General features: G+C 67.8%; 20 protein-coding genes. 19 read left to right on the top strand and 1 reads right to left on the bottom strand.

All coding sequences use genetic code 11. The features are described 5' to 3' along the window. Window positions 1–9 precede the first annotated feature (9 nt). Window positions 10–1980, bottom strand: coding sequence for a bifunctional 2',3'-cyclic-nucleotide 2'-phosphodiesterase/3'-nucleotidase (locus PHN62_RS15205; protein WP_300152111.1), 1971 nt, complete (start codon window positions 1978–1980; stop codon window positions 10–12). A gap of 258 nt (window positions 1981–2238) precedes the next feature. Between PHN62_RS15205 and PHN62_RS15200 the strand changes: the two genes are divergently transcribed. The 19 genes from PHN62_RS15200 to nuoG all read left to right on the top strand — a co-directional run bounded on the left by PHN62_RS15200 (window position 2239) and on the right by nuoG (window position 21134). Next, window positions 2239–3237, top strand: a complete 999-nt coding sequence (locus tag PHN62_RS15200) for a BMP family ABC transporter substrate-binding protein (protein ID WP_300152109.1) — start codon at window positions 2239–2241, stop codon at window positions 3235–3237. Between the two features lie 78 nt (window positions 3238–3315). Then, a complete protein-coding gene (locus PHN62_RS15195; protein WP_300152107.1) occupies window positions 3316–4866 on the top strand; it encodes an ABC transporter ATP-binding protein in 1551 nt (516 codons plus the stop codon). 178 nt (window positions 4867–5044) lie between these two features. Then, a complete protein-coding gene (locus tag PHN62_RS15190; RefSeq protein WP_300152105.1) occupies window positions 5045–6148 on the top strand; it encodes an ABC transporter permease in 1104 nt (367 codons plus the stop codon). 16 nt (window positions 6149–6164) lie between these two features. Then, window positions 6165–7133 (top strand): ABC transporter permease, encoded by a 969-nt coding sequence (locus tag PHN62_RS15185; RefSeq protein ID WP_300152103.1) that lies wholly within the window; start codon window positions 6165–6167, stop codon window positions 7131–7133. A 3-nt stretch (window positions 7134–7136) separates the two neighbouring features. Beyond that, window positions 7137–7529: a cytidine deaminase gene (locus PHN62_RS15180; protein ID WP_300152101.1), complete on the top strand. Its 393-nt coding sequence runs from the start codon at window positions 7137–7139 to the stop codon at window positions 7527–7529. Window positions 7530–7554: 25 nt separating this feature from the next. Further along, window positions 7555–8325: a purine-nucleoside phosphorylase gene (locus PHN62_RS15175; protein ID WP_300152126.1), complete on the top strand. Its 771-nt coding sequence runs from the start codon at window positions 7555–7557 to the stop codon at window positions 8323–8325. A 7-nt stretch (window positions 8326–8332) separates the two neighbouring features. Continuing rightward, entirely contained in the window at window positions 8333–9631 is a 1299-nt protein-coding gene (deoA, locus tag PHN62_RS15170; RefSeq protein WP_300152099.1) for a thymidine phosphorylase, read from the top strand. Then, complete coding sequence (locus PHN62_RS15165) at window positions 9632–10822, top strand: phosphopentomutase (protein WP_300152097.1); 1191 nt, start codon at window positions 9632–9634, stop codon at window positions 10820–10822. A gap of 10 nt (window positions 10823–10832) precedes the next feature. After that, entirely contained in the window at window positions 10833–11828 is a 996-nt protein-coding gene (locus tag PHN62_RS15160; RefSeq protein ID WP_367187039.1) for an adenosine deaminase, read from the top strand. 39 nt (window positions 11829–11867) lie between these two features. Then, a complete protein-coding gene (gene upp, locus PHN62_RS15155) occupies window positions 11868–12497 on the top strand; it encodes a uracil phosphoribosyltransferase (RefSeq protein ID WP_300152095.1) in 630 nt (209 codons plus the stop codon). Window positions 12498–12751: 254 nt separating this feature from the next. Beyond that, window positions 12752–13117, top strand: a complete 366-nt coding sequence (locus PHN62_RS15150) for an NADH-quinone oxidoreductase subunit A (protein WP_018633533.1) — start codon at window positions 12752–12754, stop codon at window positions 13115–13117. Next, window positions 13108–13632, top strand: a complete 525-nt coding sequence (locus PHN62_RS15145) for an NADH-quinone oxidoreductase subunit B family protein (RefSeq protein ID WP_300152092.1) — start codon at window positions 13108–13110, stop codon at window positions 13630–13632. The genes PHN62_RS15150 and PHN62_RS15145 overlap by 10 nt, the downstream gene beginning before the upstream one ends. Before the next feature lie 12 nt (window positions 13633–13644). After that, on the top strand, window positions 13645–14244 hold the full coding sequence (locus tag PHN62_RS15140) for an NADH-quinone oxidoreductase subunit C (RefSeq protein WP_300152090.1): 600 nt from the start codon (window positions 13645–13647) through the stop codon (window positions 14242–14244). Between the two features lie 3 nt (window positions 14245–14247). Then, window positions 14248–15480 (top strand): NADH-quinone oxidoreductase subunit D, encoded by a 1233-nt coding sequence (locus PHN62_RS15135; protein WP_300152089.1) that lies wholly within the window; start codon window positions 14248–14250, stop codon window positions 15478–15480. Next, window positions 15477–16289 (top strand): hypothetical protein, encoded by an 813-nt coding sequence (locus PHN62_RS15130; RefSeq protein ID WP_300152087.1) that lies wholly within the window; start codon window positions 15477–15479, stop codon window positions 16287–16289. The genes PHN62_RS15135 and PHN62_RS15130 overlap by 4 nt, the downstream gene beginning before the upstream one ends. A gap of 85 nt (window positions 16290–16374) precedes the next feature. Next, entirely contained in the window at window positions 16375–17070 is a 696-nt protein-coding gene (gene nuoE / locus PHN62_RS15125) for an NADH-quinone oxidoreductase subunit NuoE (RefSeq protein WP_300152085.1), read from the top strand. Further along, complete coding sequence (locus tag PHN62_RS15120) at window positions 17067–17645, top strand: hypothetical protein (RefSeq protein WP_300152083.1); 579 nt, start codon at window positions 17067–17069, stop codon at window positions 17643–17645. The genes nuoE and PHN62_RS15120 overlap by 4 nt, the downstream gene beginning before the upstream one ends. 71 nt (window positions 17646–17716) lie before the next feature. Next, a complete protein-coding gene (gene nuoF / locus PHN62_RS15115; protein ID WP_300152081.1) occupies window positions 17717–19030 on the top strand; it encodes an NADH-quinone oxidoreductase subunit NuoF in 1314 nt (437 codons plus the stop codon). Between the two features lie 19 nt (window positions 19031–19049). Beyond that, the gene (gene nuoG / locus PHN62_RS15110) at window positions 19050–21134 is read left to right on the top strand and encodes an NADH-quinone oxidoreductase subunit NuoG (RefSeq protein WP_300152079.1); all 2085 of its coding nucleotides are present in this window, start codon (window positions 19050–19052) and stop codon (window positions 21132–21134) included. The last annotated feature ends 45 nt before the right edge of the window (window positions 21135–21179 follow it).

Genomic DNA, 21179 nt, shown 5'->3' with positions numbered 1-21179 from the left:
TCCCCGACCTCACAGCCGGATGCGGTAGCGCGCGAAGCCGTTCTCGCCTTCGCCCGCCTCCTCGATCTCCAGACCCCGGGCGCGGACCTCCTCCAGATGGGCGGCGGCGCCCGGCCCGGTCTCGAAGACCACGCTCGCGCCCGGCTGGGCCCTGAAGCGCCAGTTGGCGTCCGCCGAGGGCTTCACCTCGCCCTCTTCGTGGATGTAGCGCACCAGAACGTCGCGATTGGCGTCGGGCGCCTCGATCACGATGGTCGAGCCGTCGGCGCCGGGGAAGCTCCCCCCGCCCGAAGCGCGGTAATTGTTCGTCGCCACGAGGAAGAGCCGCGCCTCGTCGATGGGCTCGCCCTGATGGGTCAGATTCACGATGCGCCGCGCCTCCGGATCGGCCAGGGCGCCGTCGGCGGCGTAGCGCGAAGGCTGGCTCAGGTCGATCTCGTAGGCCACGCCGTCGATGGCGTCGAAATTGAAGCTCGGGAAATCGGGGTCGAGCAAGGGCGCGTCTTCGGCTTCTGCGGCGACCTGATTGAAGATCCCCGCCGAGCGCTCCAGCCATTCCCGGACCTGGGCGCCCGTGATCTTCACCACCTGAAGCGTGTTCGGATAGAGATAGAGGTCCGCCACGTTCCGGAGCGCCACGGGGCCCGCCGGGACGTCGGTGTAATATTCGGGTCCGCCGCGTCCGCCCGCCTTGAAGGGCGCCGCCGCCGAGATCAGAGGAAGATCCGCGTTCTCCGTCCCCTGGACGAGATCCTTCACATACCACATCTGGGCCAGATTGACGATCTGCACCGAGGGGTCGTCGGCGACGAGGGCGAAGTAGCTGTGCAGCGGCGAGGCCGTGCGCCCGACCTCGGCGCGGACGTACTCCAGAGCGTCTGCGTGGTCCTCCTGAGTGGCGTCGACGACCGGAGCGTAATCCTCGACCAGCGGCTTGATGGAGCGATCCGCCTGACGCTCGAAGATGGGCCGCGCCTCCGAGCTTCCGTCGACGGCGCGCCAGCCTTCGCCGTCCTTCTCCAGCAGCAGGTCGATGAGCCCCATGTGCGAGCCCCAGAATCCGGCCATCACGGCGGGTTTGCCGCGGATCTTGCCGGTTTCGCGGTCGAGGCCCTCGCCTTCGTAATCGCCCGAGGGCCAGACGCGATGCGCATGACCCATCACGATGGCGTCGATCCCCTCGACGCCCGCCAGATGCCAGGACGCGTTCTCCATGCCCGGCTCATGGGGTTCCAGGCTGATCCCCGAATGGCTGAGCGCCACCACGATCTGAGCCCCCATCTCGCGGAGCTTGGGCACCCAGACGCGCGCGGATTCGACGATGTCGCGCGCGGCGTAATTCGCGAGATGCCGGGCGTCCCATCGCAGGATCTGGGGCGGGACGAAGCCGATCACGCCGATCCGGATCACATGGCGTTCGCCCGCGCCGTCGATCAGCCAGCGGTCGAAGATGCCGTAAGGCTGCCAGGGTAGGCGGTCCTTGAGCGGATTGGTCGCCAGAGGCGCTTCGGCGAAATTGGCGCAGAACACCGGATGTTGCAGCCCGGAGTTCACTTCCTGGAGATATTTCAGGCCGTAATTGAACTCGTGGTTGCCGAGGCCTCCGGCGTCGTAGCCGAGGGCGTTCATGGCGGCGGCGATGGGGTGCGGCCCCTGACGCACCGAAGCCGAGCCATAGGCCATGAAGTCGCCGAGCGGATTGCCCTGGAGATAATCGCCGTTGTCCACGAGGAAGCTGTTGCGGGCTTCGTCGCGGGCGGCCTCGATCAGCGAGGCCGTGCGGGCGAGGCCCACCCTGTCGTCGGGCTTGTCGGCGTAATAGTCGTAGGCGTGGATGTGATAATGGAGGTCGGTGGTCGAGAGGATGCGCAGATGCGCCTGTCCGGCGGCGGCCCGCGCCGAGAAGGGATGCAGCGCCGCCAGACCGCCCAGGGCGGCCCCCTGGACGAGAAGGCTGCGGCGGGTGATGTTCCTCGACATGGTCTTCCTCCCCGGGGGCCGGCGGGGCCTCGCCCCTGATCCTGATCGCCTGAACGTCAGGTTCGGTCCTTCCGGGCCCGGGAGCAAGCCTTCTGGTGAGGCGCCAGGACGTTTTGACGAAGCCCCTCCGCCTGCGGAGCCCGATCCGATCCCTGTAGACCGCCCATGTGAAATCGGCATATCCTCATCCGCACAAGGTCAGGCCGGGCCCGTCTTCAAGGCGTCGGAAGCGCGGCCCTTCAGTCGGGAGACCCTTCAATGATCCGTTCCACGCTGTTCGCCGTCGCGGTCTCCGCCCTCGCCGCAGGGGGCGCCTCCGCCGCCGGGTTCAAGCCGGCCATCGTCTATGATCTGGGGGGCAAGTTCGACAAATCCTTCAACGAATCCGCCTTCACCGGCGCGACGAAGTTCAAGGAGGACACGAGCGTCGACTTCCGCGATTTCGAGATCCAGAACGACAGCCAGCGCGAACAGGCGCTCAGCCGCTTCGCGCGTCAGGGCTTCTCGCCGATCGTCTCGGTGGGCTTCAGCCATGAGGGCGCGGTCTCGAAGGTGGCGCCGCAGTTCCCCGACACCCAGTTCGTGATCGTGGATTCCGTGGTGGATCTGCCGAACGTGCGCAGCATCGTGTTCAAGGAGCATGAAGGCTCCTATCTGGCGGGCGTCGCGGCCACCCTGGCCTCGCAGACGAAGAAGGTCGGATTCGTGGGCGGCATGGACATCGCGCTGATCCGCAAGTTCGCCTGCGGCTACGTGCAGGGCGTCAAGGCGACCGATCCCGCCGCCGAGGTCTTCCAGAACATGACCGGCACCACCGGCGCCGCCTGGGCCGATCCGGTGCGCGGCGGCGAGCTGGCCAAGTCGCAGATGGCGCGCGGCGCCGACGTGGTCTATCACGCGGCGGGCGGCACCGGCGAAGGCGTGCTCCAGGCCGTGGCCGACGCGGGCAAGCTCGGCATCGGCGTCGACAAGAACCAGAACGCCCTGCATCCGGGCCATGTGCTGACCTCGATGGTCAAGCGCGTGGACACCGCCGTCTACGACACCTTCAAGGAGGCTCAGGCGGGCGAATGGACGCCGGGTCTGCGCGTCTTCGGCCTCGCGGAGGACGGCGTGGCCCTCGCCGTGGACGAGAACAACCAGGCCCTCATCACCGAGGAGATCGCCGCCGCCATCGACGCCGCCCGCGAAGGCATCATCAGCGGCGAGATCGCGGTCCACGACTACATGACGGACAGCGCCTGTCCGGTTCAGTAAGCCCGCGTCGGGCCGCGGGGCCTGGCGCCGCGCGGCCCTTCTGAATCAGAAGCCTGGAAGGCGCAGGGGGGATTCCGGATGAACCTGGACAAGACGGAGCCGACAGCGGTCCCGGCGGCCATCGAACTGATCGGGGTCAGCAAGAGCTTCGGCCCGGTCAAGGCGAATTCGGACATCCACCTGCGCGTCGCGAAGGGCGCGATCCACGGAATCGTCGGCGAGAACGGCGCGGGGAAATCGACGCTCATGTCGATCCTCTACGGCTTCTATCAGGCCGATTCCGGCGAGATCCGCGTGAACGGCCAGCCGGTCAGGATCCGCGACAGCCAGGAGGCCATCCGGCTCGGGATCGGCATGGTGCATCAGCACTTCATGCTGGTGGAGAACTTCACCGTCCTTGAAAACGTGCTGCTCGGCGCCGAGGGCGGCGCCCTGCTCGGCAAGGGCAAGGCCGAGGCTCGCGCGAAACTGGCGGAGCTCGCCCGCGAACACGGGCTTGAGGTGGATCCCGACGCCCTGATCTCGGATCTGCCCGTGGGGGCGCAGCAGCGCGTCGAGATCCTCAAGGCCCTGACGCGCGGCGCCGAGATCCTCATCCTCGACGAGCCGACCGGCGTGCTCACCCCCGACGAGGCGGACCAGCTCTTCGAGGTGCTCAGGCAATTGCGCGCCGAGGGCAAGACGGTCCTGATCATCACGCACAAGCTCCGCGAGATCATGGCCATCACCGACGCGGTTTCGGTGATGCGTCAGGGCAGGATGGTCGGCACGGTGCGCACCGCCGAGACCAGTCCCGAGCAGCTCGCCGAGATGATGGTCGGGCGGCGGGTGCTGCTGAAGGTCGAGAAGGGCCCGGCGAATCCCGGACCTGCGGCGCTGACGGTCGAGAACCTCACCCTGCGCGACGGCGCCGGCGTCGAGCGGCTGAAGAACGTCTCCCTGACGGTGCGGCGCGGCGAGATCGTCGGCATCGCGGGCGTGGCGGGCAACGGGCAATCGGAGCTGCTGGAGGCCATCGCGGGCCTGCGCAGGCCGACTTCGGGGCGGATCCTGCTCGACGGGACGCCGATCCCGCATGATCCGCGGGCGCTCCGCGAAATGCGGCTGGCGCATATCCCCGAGGATCGCCACAAGATGGGCCTCGTGCTGAAGTTCGAGACCCGCGAGAATTCGATCCTCGGCTATCACCTCGATCATCGCTATGGCGGGGCGCTCTTCGACCGGGCGGCCATCGAGGCGGAATGTCAGAGCCAGATGGAGGCCTATGACGTGCGGCCTCCGAACAGCCGTCTGAAGACGGCGAACTTCTCGGGCGGCAATCAGCAGAAGATCGTCCTGGCGCGGGAGTTCGAGCGCGGGCCTCATGCGCTGCTCATCGGCCAGCCGACGCGCGGCGTGGACATCGGCGCCATCGAGTTCATCCACCGGCGCATCATCGAGATGCGCGACGCGGGCAAGGCGATCCTTCTGGTCTCGGTGGAGCTGGACGAGATCCGGTCCCTGTCCGACCGGGTGCTGGTGATGTTCGACGGCCGGATCGTCGGCGAACGCTCGCCGGAGGCCGACGAACGCGAACTCGGCCTGCTGATGGCGGGCGTGACGGGGGCGGGCGAAAGAGGCGCGGCGTGAGCCCCGCCTCAGGCGCGGCGCGCCCGAGGGCCGACGTGGAGATCTCCGCGCGTTCCCGCTTGTCTTCAGGCGGTCGTTCTGAAAGCTTCATGCGGGGCCTGACGTCCTCTCCGGACGCCTCGCCCTCTTCCGCCCAGGATTCCCCCGCTTCAGGCGCTCGCATGATGGAGCCCGGACCATGAGCCAACCGGCCGCCAGACTGCCTTTATGGGTCGATTTCGGCCTGATCCCCTTGTTGAATCTCGTCGCGGCCTTCGCGGTGGCGGGACTGGTGGTCGCGCTGATCGGCGAGAATCCGCTCGATGTGGCGCGGATCATCCTGTACGGGGCCTTCGGCTATGGCGAAGGCGTCGGATTCACGCTGTTCTACGCCACGAACTTCATCTTCACCGGGCTGGCGGTGGCGGTGGCCTTTCATGCGGGGCTGTTCAACATCGGCGGCGAGGGACAGGCCTACATCGGGGGTCTGGGGGTGGCGCTGGTCGCGCTGGGCCTCGACCCATATCTGCCCTGGTGGCTTCTGGCGCCTCTGGCGGTGATCGGGGCGGCGCTCTTCGGGGCGCTCTGGGCCTGGATCCCGGCGGTGCTGCAGGCGAAGCGCGGCAGCCACATCGTCATCACGACGATCATGTTCAACTTCATCGCCGCCTCGCTGATGGCCTGGCTGCTGGTCGATGTGCTGAACCCCGGCGCGGGCAGCATGTCGCCGGGGACGCGCTTCTTCGACGCCGAGGCCGTGCCGCCCCGGTTGTCGGAGATCCTCGCGCCTTTCGGGGTGGATCTGGGCGGGTCTCCGGCGAATCTTGCGCTGGTGGCGGCGGTTCTGGCGGCTCTGGGGGTCTGGCTGCTGCTCTGGCGGACGCGGCTCGGCTACGAGATCCGGGCGCTGGGGCATAATTCTTCGGCGGCGGCCTATGCGGGCGTGCCCATCGCGCGGGTGATCATCATCGCCATGCTGATTTCGGGCGCTCTGGCGGGCATGATGGCGCTGAATCCGGTGCTGGGCGATCAGGGACGGCTCCTGCTGGAGTTCCCCGGAGGCGCAGGCTTCGTGGGGATCGCGGTGGCGCTGATGGGCCGTTCGCATCCTCTGGGGGTGATCTTCGCGGCCCTGCTCTTCGGGATGCTCTATCAGGGCGGCAGCGAGCTGGCCTTCGAGAAGCCCAGCATCAGCCGCGACATGCTGATCCTGATCCAGGGCCTCGTGATCCTCTTTTCGGGCGCTCTGGAGAATCTGTTCCGTCCGGCTCTGGCGCGGATCTTCGCGCCGCGCGCGGCCTGAGGGGAGGAAAGACCCAATGGACTGGCTGACCTTCCTCAACGTTCTGGATTCCGCGGTGCGGCTCTCGACACCGCTTCTGCTGGCCTGTCTGGCGGGGCTCTTCACCGAGCGCGCGGGCGTGGTGGACATCGGGCTCGAAGGCAAGATGATCGCGGGGGCCTTCGCGGCCGGAGCGGTGGCGGTCTTCACCGGCTCGGCCTGGATCGCGCTGCTGGCGGCCATCGGAGCCTCGGTCTTCTTCGGACTGGTCCACGCCTTCGCCTGCGTGACCCAGCGCGGCAATCAGATCGTCTCGGGCGTGGCGATCAACTTCATCGCTCTGGGACTGGCGGCGGTGCTCGGGCACAGCTGGTTCGAGCAGGGCGGCAAGACTCCGGCGCCGCCGGTTTCGGGACGCTTCACCTCCATCGATCTGCCTTACGCCGCCGAAGCCGCCCAGATGGGGCCCGTCGGGCGCTTCTATGCGGATGTGGTTTCCGGCCACAACATCCTCGTCTATTTCGCCTTTCTGGCGCCTTTCCTCGCCTGGTGGCTGCTGAGCCGCACGCGCTTCGGTCTGCGCCTGCGGGCGGTGGGCGAGAATCCGGCGGCGGTGGACACCGCAGGCGTTTCGGTCGCGCGGCTGCGCTATTCCGGACAGATCATCTGCGGCGCGCTCTGTGGAGTGGCGGGGGCCTATCTCGCCATCGGCCTGAACGCGGGCTACCTCAACAACATGACCGCCGGACGCGGCTACATCGCCCTTGCGGCGCTGATCTTCGCGAAATGGCGTCCGGTTCCGGCGTTGTTCGTCTGCCTGCTCTTCGGCTTCCTCGACGCTTCGGCCAACCGGCTTCAGGGAGTCTCGCTGCCGAGCGTCGGCGTGGTGCCGGTGCAGTTCATCCAGGCCCTGCCCTACATCCTGACGGTGATCCTGCTGGCGGGCTTCATCGGCAAGGCCGTTCCGCCCAAGGCGGGCGGCGTGCCTTACGTCAAGGAGCGTTGAGCGATGCAGGATCTTCTGAAGGCGGCGCTCGAAGTCCGCGAGAAGGCTTATGCGCCCTATTCGCGTTTTGCGGTGGGCGTGGCGATCCGCAGCGCCTCGGGACGGATCTACGTCGGGGCGAACGTCGAGAACGCCAGCTTCCCCGAAGGCTGGTGCGCCGAGACCTCGGCCATCGGCGCGATGATCGCGGCGGGCGAGCGCCGCATCGCGGAGGTCTGCGTGGCCGGAGATTCCCCCGCGCCCCTGACGCCCTGCGGCGGTTGCCGTCAGCGTCTGGCGGAGTTCGGCGCCGCCGCGACTCCGGTGCATTCGGTCGGGCCGGAGGGCCTGCGCCGCAGCTTCACGCTGGGCGAGCTTCTGCCCGCCGCCTTTTCCCTGGAGTCCTCCGATGACTGAAGCCGCCGAATTCATCCGCCGCGCAATGGGCGGCGCCTGGGGAACAGACCCCGTGGCGGTGGTCCTGGGCTCGGGCCTCGGGGCTCTGGCCGAGGAGGTGGAGGGCGCGCGGCGCTTTCCCTTCAAGGATCTGCCGGGATTTCCTCGCTCGGGGGTTTCATCTCACAAGGGCGAGCTGATCCTCGGCCGCCTCTCGGGGCGCGACGTGGCCCTGCTGGCCGGACGGGCGCATTATTACGAACATGGCGACCCCAAGATCATGCGCGTCCCGCTGGAGACCTTCAAGGCGCTCGGCGTCTCCAGGCTGCTGCTGACCAATGCGGCGGGCTCTCTGCGCGAGGATGCGCCTCCGGGCTCGCTGCTGGTCCTCAACGACCATATTTCCTGGTCGGGGCTGAATCCGCTGATCGGCGAGCAGGGCGATTCCCGCTTCGTCAACATGGTGGACGCCTATGATCCCGAGCTTCGGGCGACTTTGCTGGCGGCTCTGAAGGCCGAGGGCCAGCCGGAGCTTCAGGGCGTCTACATGTGGTTCTCCGGCCCCTCCTTCGAGACTCCCGCCGAGATCCGCATGGCGCGGCTTCTGGGCGCCGACGCCGTGGGCATGTCCACCGTGCCCGAGGTGATCCTCGCGCGGCATCTCGGCTTGCGGGTGGGGGCGGTTTCGGCGATCTCCAATTTCGGCGCGGGCATGACCGGCCTTCCCCTCAGCCATGAGGAGACGAAGGAGGAGGGCGCCAAACTCGCCGGACGCTTCATCGCCGTGGTGAGGCGTTTCCTTCAAGATCTCGCGTGAGGCCCTTATGCTTCCTCAGGAAATCATCCGCCGCAAGCGCGACGGACAGACGCTCTCCGCCGCGGAGATCAAGGAGTTCATCGGAGGCCTGACCCGCGACGAGGTCTCCGAGGGTCAGGCGGCGGCCTTCGCCATGGCGGTCTTCTTCCGGAAGATGGAGGTCGCCGAGCGCGTCGCCCTCACCGAGGCCATGCGCGATTCCGGCGAAGTCCTCGACTGGTCGGACCTCCCCGGCCCGACCGTGGACAAGCATTCCACCGGCGGCGTCGGCGACAACGTCTCGCTCATGCTCGCGCCGATCCTGGCGGCCTGCGGAGCCTATGTGCCGATGATCTCGGGGCGCGGCCTCGGCCATACGGGCGGCACCCTGGACAAGCTCGACGCCGTGCCGGGCTACGTCACGCAGCCGGATCTTCCCCTGCTGCGCAAGGTGGTCCGCGAGGCGGGCTGCGCGATCATCGGCCAGACGGGCGAGCTGGCGCCTGCGGACAAGCGCCTCTACGCCATCCGCGACGTGACCGGCACCGTGGAATCGGTGGATCTCATCACGGCCTCGATCCTCTCGAAGAAGCTGGCGGCGGGTCTGGACGCCCTGGTCCTCGACGTCAAGACCGGCTCGGGCGCCTTCATGGCCGAGCGCTCCCAGGCCGAGGAGCTGGTGAAGAGCCTGCTTCTGGTCGGGCGGGGCGCGGGCATGCAGACCGGCGCGCTCATCACCGACATGGGCGAGTCCCTCGCCAGCGCGGCGGGCAACGCCCTGGAGACCCTCAACGCCGTGGAGTTCCTCACCGGCGCCCGCCGCGACCCGCGTCTGCTGGAGGTCACGCTCGCGCTCTGCGCCGAGGCCCTGCGGCTGGCGAAGCTCGCCCCCGACTTCAAGACCGGGCTGGAGATGTCTGAAAAGGCTCTGGACTCCGGCGCGGCGGCGGAACGCTTCGCGCGGATGGTGGCGGCTCTGGGCGGCCCGAAGGATTTCCTCGAAAATCCGCGGCGGCATCTTGCGCAAGCCCCGGTCAGACGCGAAATCTTCGCGCAGGAGCAAGGCTTCGTGCGGAGCGTCCGGGCCCGCGAGATCGGCCTCGCCGTGATCGAGCTGGGCGGCGGTCGGCGGCGGCCCGAGGACGCCATAGATTTCGCGGTGGGCTTCACCGAACTCGCCGGAGTGGGCGCGGCGGCCGGTCTTCTGGGCGTCGTGCACGCGCGCAGCGAGGCTCAGGCCGAAGCCGCCGAACGCGCCTTGCGCGCCGCCTGCCGGATCGCCCCCGAGGCCGAGCCGGTCGCGGCGATTTTGGAGAGGATCGTCTGAATGGCCCGCGCCTTCTTGCTGGTGATGGATTCGGTGGGGATCGGGGGCGCGCCCGACGCCGCCGCCTTCGGAGACGACGGCGCCGACACGCTCGGCCATATCGCCGAAGCCCGGGCGGAGGCGGGACGGCCTCTGAATCTGCCCAATCTCGACGCGCTGGGCCTGGGCCGGGCCTGCGAACTGGCGACGGGGCGCGTTCCGCCCGGCCTGGGCGCCGAGCCTCGGGGAATCTGGGGCTGCGCCCGCGAGGTCAGCAAGGGCAAGGACACACCCTCGGGCCATTGGGAGATCGCGGGTCTGCCGGTGCCCTTCCAGTGGGGCTATTTCCCCGAGCGCGTCCCGGCCTTCCCGCCGGAGGTGCTCAAGGCCCTGCACAAGGCCGCCGGGACGGAAGGCTCTCTGGCCAATCGCCACGCCTCCGGCACCGAGGTCATCGAGGATTTCGGCGAGGAGCATATCCGCACCGGCTGGCCGATCTTCTACACCTCGGTGGATTCGGTGCTCCAGATCGCGGCCCATGAGGAGCGTTTCGGGCTGGAGCGCCTGCTGAAGCTCTGCGAGACGGGGCGCAGGATCCTCGACCCCCTGATGATCGGACGGGTGATCGCGCGGCCCTTCCTCGGCGAGCGCCGCGGCGAGTTCAAGCGCACGCCCAATCGGCGCGACTACGCCATTCCGCCTCCGGAGCCCACCCTCCTGGACCGCGTCCAGGCGGCGGGCGGGCGCACCTGGACCATCGGCAAGATCGCCGACATCTTCGCCCATCACGGAGTTTCGGAGATCCTCAAGGGCAAGGACGACATGGAGCTCTTCGACCGGCTGCTGGAGGCGACGGATTCGGCGCAGCCGGGCGATCTGGTCTTCGCGAATTTCGTGCAGTTCGATTCGGATTTCGGCCATCGCCGCGATCCCATGGGCTACGCCGCGCAGCTCGAATCGTTCGACGCGCGCCTCCCGGAGTTTCTGGCGAAGCTGCGTCCGGGCGATCTGGCCCTCGTCAGCGCCGATCACGGCAATGATCCGACCTGGCACGGCACCGACCACACCCGCGAGCAGGTTCCGATTCTCGCGACGGGTCCGGGGCGCATGGCGCGCTCCGTCGGGGCGCGGGCGAGCTTCGCCGACATGGGCGAGACGCTGGCGGCTCATCTGGGGCTGGCGCCGGGCCGTCATGGAATTTCTTTCCTGTAAGGATATTCAAGTGTTGAACGTGGATTCGATTCCGAAGGCCGAAATTCATCTCCATCTGGAGGGCGCCGCGCCGCCGGAGCTCGTGGCGGCTCTGGCCGCGAAGAAGGGCGTCGATCTGAAGGGCTTGGTCCAGGACGGGCGCTATGTCTGGCGCGGCTTCTCGGAGTTCCTCGCGGCCTATGACGCGGCGGCGGCGGTCTTCACCACCCCCGAGGATTACGAGGCCCTGACGCGCTCGGTCCTCGAAGGTCTGGCCGCGCAGAACACGCTTTACGCCGAATTCTTCGTCTCGCCCGATCACGCCGAGGCCACGGGCGTCTCGTGGGCGGAGTATCTCGCCGCCGTGGTCCGGGCCATCGAGGGCGCCGAGAAGAGCCATGGAATCACGGCGCGTCTGATTCCGCTCTGCGTGCGCGGCTACGGCCCGGAGAACGCGAAGCGCGTCGCGGGCCTCGTGGCGAAGACGGCGCATCCCTATGTGACCGGCTTCGGCATGGCCGGAGACGAGCGCATGCATCATCCGCGCGACTTCGCCCCCGCCTTCGACCTCGCCCGCGAGGCCGGTCTGAAGCTGACCGCCCATGCGGGCGAATTCGGCGGGCCGGAGAGCGTCGCGGCGGCTCTGGACCATCTGAAGATCCAGCGGGTGGGCCATGGCGTGCGCGCCTCGGAGGATCCGGAGCTTGTCCGCCGCCTCGTCGCGGAAGGAATCGCGCTGGAGGTCTGCCCGATCTCGAATGTGGTGCTGGAGGTCTATCCGGATCTCGCGGCCCATCCCTTCGGGAGGCTCCGCGACGCGGGCGTGAAGGTCACGATCTCCACGGATGACCCGCCCTTCTTCGGCACGACCCTGACGCGCGACTACCGCGAGGCCGCCGCGGCCTTCGGCCTGAGCGCCGAAGATCTGCGGGGAATCACGCGCGCCGCGCTGGAGGCCGCCTTCTGCGACGAGCCGACCCGCGCGCGGCTGATCAAGCGTCTGGACGAGGCGTCTCTGTCGTCGTAAACCGCTGGCCTGACCGAAAGCAGGGGAGCGGAGCAGGCCATGAGAGACGTGCGGATCATCGACCACCCGCTCATCCAGCACAAGCTGACGATCATGCGCGACCGGGCCACCTCCACGGCGAGCTTCCGGCGTCTGCTTCAGGAGATCTCGCATCTGCTCTGCTACGAGCTGACGCGGGATCTCGAACTCGAGATGGTCCCGATCATCACGCCGGTCGCGATGATGATGGCGCCGCGCCTGGCGGGCAAGAAGCTGGTCTTCGCCTCGGTGCTGCGCGCCGGAGACGGCCTGCTTCAGGGCATGATGGATCTGGTCCCTTCGGCGCGGGTGGCGCATATCGGGCTCTACCGCGATCCGGAGACCCTTCAGCCGGTCTCCTATTACTTCAAGTCGCCGGAGGATCTGGACGACCGACTCGTGGTGATCGTGGATCCCATGCTCGCCACGGGCCATTCGGCCGCCGCCGCCGTGACCGCCATGAAGGCGCATGGCGCGCAGCGTCTGCGCTTCCTGTCGCTGCTGGCGGCTCCCGAGGGGCTGAAGAATTTCCACGACGTCCACCCCGACGTCCCGGTCTATGTCGCGGCGGTGGACGAGAAGCTGGACGAGAAGGGCTACATCGTGCCTGGCCTCGGAGACGCGGGCGACCGCCTGTTTGGTACGAAATAGGGAATATTACGGTTTTGCAAGAGATTAATTCCCCTTCCGGGGGCGGCTCTTCTCCTGCGTCCGTAAATCCGACGATTTTCCTCGGTTTTTCTGGGGCTTCCCTCCGCCTCCTGCTGCGGCGAAAAGGCTTTGGACGCCTCATTTCGCGCCGCACATGATTGACGCCAGCCGCGTCGGGGGCTATCCACTAGCTGCGTTCGGACGGCGCGCCGCGCCGCTTCGCGGATGGATCGGACAGGATCGGGAGAGGGCGCATGAACGATCTTTTGCGGGAATATCTTCCCATCGTCGTCTTCCTCGCTCTGGCGGTCGGGCTTGGCCTCGCCTTCATTCTGGCGGCGGTGTTCCTCGCCCCCAGCCGCCCCGACGCCGAGAAGCTTTCGGCCTATGAATGCGGCTTCAACGCCTTCGACGACGCGCGCATGAAATTCGACGTGCGGTTCTATCTGGTGGCCATCCTCTTCATCATCTTCGATCTGGAGGCGGCCTTCCTCTTCCCCTGGGCGGCGAGCTTCGGGTTCATCGGGTCCTTCGGCTTCTGGTCGATGATGGTCTTCCTCGCCGTGCTGACCATCGGCTTCGTGTATGAATGGCGCAAAGGAGCCCTCGAATGGGAGTGATCGCTTCGGCCGGTCCCGACAGGGAGCACGCGACGCGCCTTCTGTCCGACGAACTGGCGGACAAGGGCTTCATCCTCACCACCGCCGACGACCTCATCGCCTGGGCGCGCACCGGCTCGCTGATGTGGATGACCTTCGGCCTGGCCTGCTGCGCCGTCGAGATGATGCAGGCCTCCATGCCGCGCTACGACATGGAGCGCTTCGGCGCCGCGCCGCGCGCTTCGCCGCGTCAGTCGGACGTGATGATCGTCGCGGGCACCCTGACCAACAAGATGGCTCCGGCGCTGCGCAAGGTCTACGACCAGATGCCCGAGCCGCGTTACGTCATCTCGATGGGTTCTTGCGCCAATGGCGGCGGCTATTACCATTACAGCTATTCGGTGGTGCGCGGCTGCGACCGCGTGGTTCCGGTGGACATCTACGTTCCCGGCTGCCCGCCCACCGCCGAGGCCCTGATCTACGGCATCCTGCAATTGCAGCGGAAGATCCGCCGCACCAGCTCCATCGCCCGCTGAGGAGATGCGCCCATGGCGGATCTGAACGCTCTGGCCGAACAGCTCGGCGCCGCCTTCCCCGAGGGATCGACCGGGATCCGCTTCGGCGAACTCACCCTGGTCCTGCCTCTGGAGGGGCTGCATGAGGCGATCCGTCGTCTGCGCGACGAGCCGGATCTGGGCTTCGACCAGCTCACCGATCTCTGCGCCCTCGACTGGCCGGGCCGCGAGGCGCGCACCGAACTGGTCTATCACTTCCTCTCGATGCGCAGGAACCTGCGCCTGCGGGTGAAGGTGGGCGTGCGCGAGGACGAAGCCGCGCCGAGCGTGGTGGATCTGCATCCCTGCGCCGACTGGCTGGAGCGCGAGGTCTTCGACATGAACGGGGTGATCTTCGCGGGCCACCCGGACCTCCGCCGCATCCTGACCGACTACGGATTCCGGGGCCATCCCCTGCGCAAGGACTTCCCGACGACGGGTTACGTCGAGGTGCGTTACGACGAAGAGCGCAAGCGCGTGGTCTACGAGCCGGTGAAGCTGATCCAGGAATACCGGCAATTCGACTTCCTCAGCCCCTGGGAGGGCGCGCCCCACATCCTGCCGGGCGACGACAAGGCGAAAGCGGGGGGCTGACGCATGACCGAAGTCACGCATGACGAGGCGACGAACGAGGCGATCCTGACGCCCGAGCGCGAGATCCGCAACTTCACCATGAATTTCGGCCCGCAGCATCCTGCGGCCCATGGCGTGTTGCGCATGGTGGTGGAGCTGGACGGCGAGATCGTCGAGCGCGTGGACCCGCATATCGGCCTGCTGCATCGCGGCACCGAGAAGCTGGCCGAAAGCCGCACCTATCTGCAGAACCTGCCCTATTACGACCGGCTCGACTATGTGGCTCCGATGAATCAGGAGCACGCCTATTGTCTGGCCATCGAGAAGCTGCTCGGGATCGGGGTTCCGCGTCGGGGCAGCTACATCCGGGTGCTCTATTCCGAGATCGGGCGCATCCTGAACCATCTGCTGAACGTCACGACCCAGGCCATGGACGTGGGCGCCCTGACGCCGCCGCTCTGGGGCTTCGAGGAGCGCGAGAAGCTCATGGTCTTCTATGAGCGGGCCTGCGGCGCGCGGCTGCATGCGGCCTATTTCCGGCCCGGCGGCGTGCATCAGGATCTGCCTCAGAAGCTCGTGGACGACATCCGCGCCTGGTGCCATGCGTTCCCGGAGCTCGTGGACGACCTCGACGGGCTGCTGACCGACAACCGCATCTTCAAGCAGCGCAACGTCGACATCGGAATCGTGACCGAGGAGAACGTCTACGCCTGGGGCTTCACCGGCGTGGTGGCCCGCAGCGTGGGCCTGCGCTGGGATCTGCGCCGCGCGCAGCCCTACGAGCGTTACGAGGAATTCGACTTCCGCATCCCCGTGGGCAAGACCGGCGACTGCTACAGCCGCTATCTCATGCGCATGGAGGAGATGCGGGAATCCGTGAAGATCATGCTCCAGGCCTGCGACAAGCTCGACCAATGCGCGGGCGAGCCGGTGCTGACCACGGACAACAAGGTGGCCCCGCCGCGCCGCGCCGACATGAAGACCTCCATGGAGGCCCTCATCCATCACTTCAAGCTCTACACCGAGGGCTTCAGGATCCCCGCCGGCGAGGTCTACGCCGCCGTCGAGGCGCCCAAGGGCGAATTCGGCGTCTATCTCGTGGCCGACGGCACCAACAAGCCTTACCGCATGCGCATCCGGGCTCCGGGCTTCGCGCATCTCCAGGCGATGGACCATCTCTGCCGCGGGCATCAGCTGGCGGACGTCTCGGCCATCCTCGGCTCGCAGGACATCGTCTTCGGCGAGGTGGACAGATGAGCCGCGCCCTTCCTCTCGCGGCCCTCCTGCTCGGAGGCCTCGCGGCCTTCGGGGCGGCGGCGCGCGCCGAGGAGCAGCGCAGCCCCTATGAAGCCGCCGTGCTGAAGGCGCTGAAGGCGGCCGACGACTGCACGCTCATCAACTCCCGTCTGCGCGGCGTCCTGCGCGACGAGGGGCTGAGCGAAAGCCTGAAGGTCGAGAACGCCGTCTTCTCCCTGACGCGTCAGGGTCTGACGCGGCTGCATCTGAGCCGCCCCGAGCGGGTGAGCCTTCTGGATCCGGCCTGTCCGGCTGATCCCAAGCCTCCTCTGGAGCAGGGCGCCTCCGACATGCGGGGCGAACTCGCGCATCTGCTCGAAACGCATGATTGCGTCATCGAGACGCGCAATCCCGACCTCACCGCCCTGCTCGACGCGCGGCGCGACGAATTCGTCGCGGCGATGGGCGACCTCTTCTCCGAGGGCGACTTCACGCAGATCGGCGGCTTCGGCCCGACCCGCATCGTCTATCGCACGGGCGAATTCTGCGCGGCGCTGAATCCGGCCGACAGCCGCGAGGAGGAGATCCTCCGCCTCGATCCGGCGGAGGCGCCGAATCTTCTGCGTCAGGCGCTGCTGAGCCGGGCCGAGGCGGGCGAATGCGCGCTCTCCGGCGAGGAGTTCGCCCGTCTGGCCGGAAATGCGGAAGGCCTCTGGGATGAAGCCGTCGATGCGGCGCTTCTGGACCTCGCCGCCACCAGGGACGCCGGACGTCAGACCGCCGAGGGCGAGACGACGATCCTTCTGAACATCGGAGCGCCCTGCCGATGAGCGCCCCGCAAACCGCATTCGATGTCCGCGCGCCGCTGTGGGGAGCAAGCCCCGCCGCGACGGCCGCAAGTCCGAGAGGTCGCGCATGTCCACCCGTCGTCTGAGCCAGGCCGCCCTTCAGGCCGGCCCCTTCGCCTTCAACGCGGAGAACGAGGCCTGGGCCGAGCGCCAGATCCGCAAATATCCCGTCGGGCGTCAGGCTTCGGCGGTGATTCCGCTGCTCTGGCGCGCCCAGGAGCAGAACGGCGGCTGGCTGACCCGCGCCTCCATCGAACATGTCGCGGACAAGCTCTCCATGCCCTACATCCGGGCTCTGGAGGTCGCGACCTTCTACTTCATGTTCCAGCTCGGTCCGGTGGGACGCAGGGCCCATGTCCAGATCTGCGGGACCACGCCCTGCATGCTGCGCGGCTCCGAGGAGCTGACCGAAGTCTGCAAGCGTCATATCTCGGCGCATCACAACACGCCCTCCGCGGATGGAAACCTCTCCTGGGAGGAGGTGGAGTGCCTCGGCGCCTGCACCAACGCGCCCATGGCCCAGATCCATTCCCAGGTGAAGGGCGGCGCCCATTCCGATTATTACGAGGATCTCACGCCGGAGAGCCTGGAGAAGATCCTCGAAGCCTTCCGCAAGGGCGAATATCCGAAGCCGGGCCCGCAGAACGGCCGCTTCGCCTCCGAGCCCCTCGGCGGCGCGACTTCGCTGACCCAGGGCGACCAGAGCCGCGAGGCGGTCAACTCCTCGGTGGCGCTGGCTCAGGCGCAGGGAGCGGCCGGATGACCGTGGTCGGGCGAGGCGAACGCGACCGCAGGGCGGTCTATGAGGATGCGGCGAGGCTGGTGCGCGGCTGGGCGCCGGTCGCCTGCGCGATCGGTCTGCTGACCTTCGCCGCGACGAGCTTCGTGATCTTCATGTTCGAAGGCGCCTCGCCGGAAGCGCGGAGTCTGGTGTCGCGGGGCGCGGTGGCGGTGGGCGCCCTCGCGCAGATCTTCCTCGTCTGGGGCGTGCTCTGGCCGCGTTCGGCGGAGCTGCGGCGTCGGGTGAAGCTCTTTTCGAGGTCCATGGCCTCGCCGCAGAGCCGGCGGGTCGCGGGTCCTGCGCCCGGCGGCGTGAATCCCGTGCGCGAGGTGATCTGGGCGCAGCTGTTCAGCGCGGGCCCGCTCTTCGTCTTCGTGAGCGCCCTTCTGCTGATCTTCGTGGCGCCGGAGATTTCGGGCGTCCGGCCGGATCTGGCGATTCCCTACATGGTCGCGGCGCTGATCTTCCTGCTGATCACCGAGATCGTCTTCATGATCGCGATCTTCGTGCGCATGCTGGCGCTGTCGAACGAGATCAACGCGGAGATCGCATCATGACCGCGCATTCTGAAATCCCGCGCCTTGCGGCGCTTCACGAGTCAAACCCTTCGGATCGGGGAGCTTAGATCATGGCGTTCGATTTCCTGAAGGACGAAGACCGGATCTTCACCAACCTTTACGGTTTCCACGACCGCTCCCTCGCAGGGGCGCGGGCGCGCGGCCATTGGGACGGCACCGCCGGACTCATCGGCAAGGGCAAGGACTGGATCGTCAACGAGATGAAGGCCTCGGGCCTTCGCGGACGCGGCGGCGCGGGCTTCCCGACGGGCCTGAAATGGTCCTTCATGCCCAAGGAGGAGACGGACGGGCGTCCGCATTACCTCGTGGTCAACGCCGACGAATCCGAGCCGGGCACCTGCAAGGACCGCGAGATCATGCGGCATGATCCGCATACGCTCATCGAGGGCTGTCTGATCGCCAGCTTCGCGATGAACGCCCATGCGGCCTACATCTATCTGCGCGGCGAATACGTCCGCGAGCGCGAGGCGCTCCAGGCCGCCATCGACGAATGCTACGACGCGGGGCTTCTGGGCAAGAACGCCGCGGGCTCCGGCTGGGATTTCGACCTCTATCTGCATCACGGCGCGGGCGCCTACATCTGCGGCGAGGAAACCGCCCTGCTGGAGAGCCTCGAAGGCAAGAAGGGCATGCCGCGGCTCAAGCCGCCTTTCCCGGCCAACGCGGGCCTCTACGGCTGCCCGACCACGGTGAACAACGTGGAGTCCATCGCGGTGGCCCCGACCATCCTGCGCCGGGGCGCCTCGTGGTTCTCCTCCTTCGGGCGCGACAACAACAAGGGCACCAAGATCTTCGGCATCTCGGGCCATGTGAACAAGCCCTGCGTGGTCGAGGAGGCGATGTCCATTCCTCTGCGCGAGCTGATCGACCGTCATTGCGGCGGCGTGCGCGGCGGCTGGGACAACGTCAAGGCGGTGATTCCGGGCGGCTCTTCGGTGCGCTGCCTGCCGAAGTCGATCTGCGACGACGTGCTGATGGATTTCGACGATCTGTCGAAGCACAAGTCGGGCCTCGGCACGGCGGCGGTGATCGTCATGGACAAGTCCACCGACGTCATCAAGGCGATCTGGCGGCTCTCGAAGTTCTACAAGCATGAATCCTGCGGGCAATGCACCCCCTGCCGCGAAGGCACGGGCTGGATGATGCGCGTGATGGACCGCCTCGTGCGCGGAGACGCCGAGATCGAGGAGATCGACATGCTGCTCTCGGTGACGAAGCAGGTCGAGGGCCATACGATCTGCGCTCTGGGCGATGCGGCGGCCTGGCCGATCCAGGGCCTCATCACGCATTTCCGCGACGAGATCGAAGACCGCATCAAGGCGAAGCGCAGAGGCCGCGTCACGGCGGCCGTGGCGGCCGAGTGAGGGGCGCGAGGAGACGGCGATGAACAAGACGCTGAAACTGGTCGTCGACGGCGCCGAAATGGACGTCGACGGGAACATGACCATCCTCCAGGCCTGCGAGCAGGCCGGGGCGGAGATCCCGCGCTTCTGCTATCACGAGCGCCTGAGCATCGCGGGCAACTGCCGCATGTGTCTGGTCGAGGTGGCGGGCATGCCCAAGCCGGTGGCCTCCTGCGCCATGCAGATCAAGGATCTGCGGCCCGGACGCAACGGAGAGCCGCCTGAAGTCAAGACCTTCTCGCCTCTGGTGAAGAAGGCGCGCGAAGGCGTGATGGAGTTCCTGCTGATCAATCATCCGCTGGATTGCCCGATCTGCGATCAGGGCGGCGAATGCGATCTTCAGGATCAGGCCATGGCCTATGGCGAGGCGGGCAGCCGCTATCACGAGCCCAAGCGCGCTCATGACGAGATCAACCTCGGGCCTCTGGTCAAGACCGCGATGACCCGCTGCATCCATTGCACGCGTTGCGTCCGCTTCACGACCGAGGTCTGCGGCGTCACCGAAATGGGCTCGACGGGGCGCGGCGAGGACGCCGAGATCATCTCCTATCTGGATCAGGCGCTGACCAGCGAGCTTTCGGGCAATGTGGTGGACCTCTGCCCGGTGGGGGCTCTGACGAGCCGTCCCTACGCCTTCGCGGCCCGGCCCTGGGAATTGCGCAAGACCGAGACCATCGACGCCATGGACGCGCTCGGCTCGAACATCCGCGCCGACGTGCGGGGCAGGGCGGTTCTGCGCGTGCTGCCGCGCAACCATGACGACGTCAACGAGGAATGGATCTCCGACAAGACCCGCCACGCCATCGACGGCCTGGGGCGTCAGCGTCTGGACCGGCCCTACATCCGCCATGAGGGCAAGCTCCGCCCGGCGACCTGGGACGAAGCCTTCGCCCATGTCGTCGCGAAGCTGCACGGGCTGAAGGGCGAGGAGATCGCCGCCGTCGCCGGAGACCTCGTCTCCGTCGAGGCGATGTATTCGCTGAAGGATCTGCTCGGGCGTCTCGGCTCGACGCGGGTGGAGTGCCGTCAGGAGGGCGCCGCCCTGCCGCCGGAGAACCGCGCCGCCTGGCTCTTCAATCCGGGGATCGCCGGGATCGACCAGGCCGACGCCATCCTGATCATCGGCGCCAATCCGCGCAAGGAGGCGGCGGTGCTCAACGCCCGCTTGCGCCGCGCCTGGCTCAACGGCGCCGAGATCGCGGCCATCGGCCCCGACGTCGATCTGACCTATCCCGTCGTGCGGCTGGGCGCGGGTCCGGAGACCCTCGCCGATGCGGCGAATCTGGACTGGGTGCGCGAGACCCTCGCCAGGGCGAAGAACCCGCTGATCATCCTCGGCGTCGGCGCGGTTTCGCGTCCCGACGGCGCGGCGGTGCTTTCGGCGGCCATGGGCCTCGCGGAGAGCGTCGGCGCCGTCCGCGAGGACTGGACCGGCTTCGCCCTGCTGCATCAGGCGGCTTCGCGGGTCGGCGGTCTGGAGATCGGCTTCGCCTCGGAAGGCGGAATCGCGAAGATTTACGACGACGCGGCTTCGGGCGCGCTCAAGGCGGTCTGGCTGCTGGGGGCGGATGAACTCGATCCGTCGCGGCTGGGTTCGGCCTTCGTGGTCTATCAGGGCCATCACGGCGACAAGGGCGCCCATCGCGCCGACGTGATCCTGCCGACCGGCGCCTGGCTGGAGCAGCCGGGCCTTTACGTGAACATGGAAGGCCGCCCGCAGCTGGCCCTGACGGCGGCTCTGCCGCCGGGCGAGGCCCGCGAGGACTGGGCGGCTCTGCGCGCCTTGTCGGCGGCTCTGGGCGCGGCTCAGCCCTTCGACGATCTCGCCGGGCTGCGCAAGGCGCTCTTCGCCGAGTTCCCGAGGCTGGCGGCCGTCGACGCGCGCGAGGCGGCGGTCTGGAGCGGCGTTCCGGCGGCCGAGGGCGGGCTCTCCGGCGCGCCCTTCGCCGAGAGCGTGCCCGATTTCTTCATGACCAACGCCGTGGCCCGCGCCAGCGCGACCATGGCCGAGCTGTCGAAGCTGGCCAGGGAGCGTCGCGGAACGACGCTCGCGGCGGCGGAGTGAAGAGCATGGCGAACCCGAGGGACGGACGCCTTGAAGAGCCGCTTT

It is taken from the genome of Neomegalonema sp., assembly GCF_028688855.1.
Classification (GTDB): Bacteria; Pseudomonadota; Alphaproteobacteria; order Rhodobacterales; family Rhodobacteraceae; genus Neomegalonema.
The sequence above is the reverse complement of the archived record's forward strand: the minus strand, read 5'-3'. Positions and strand labels throughout refer to the sequence as shown.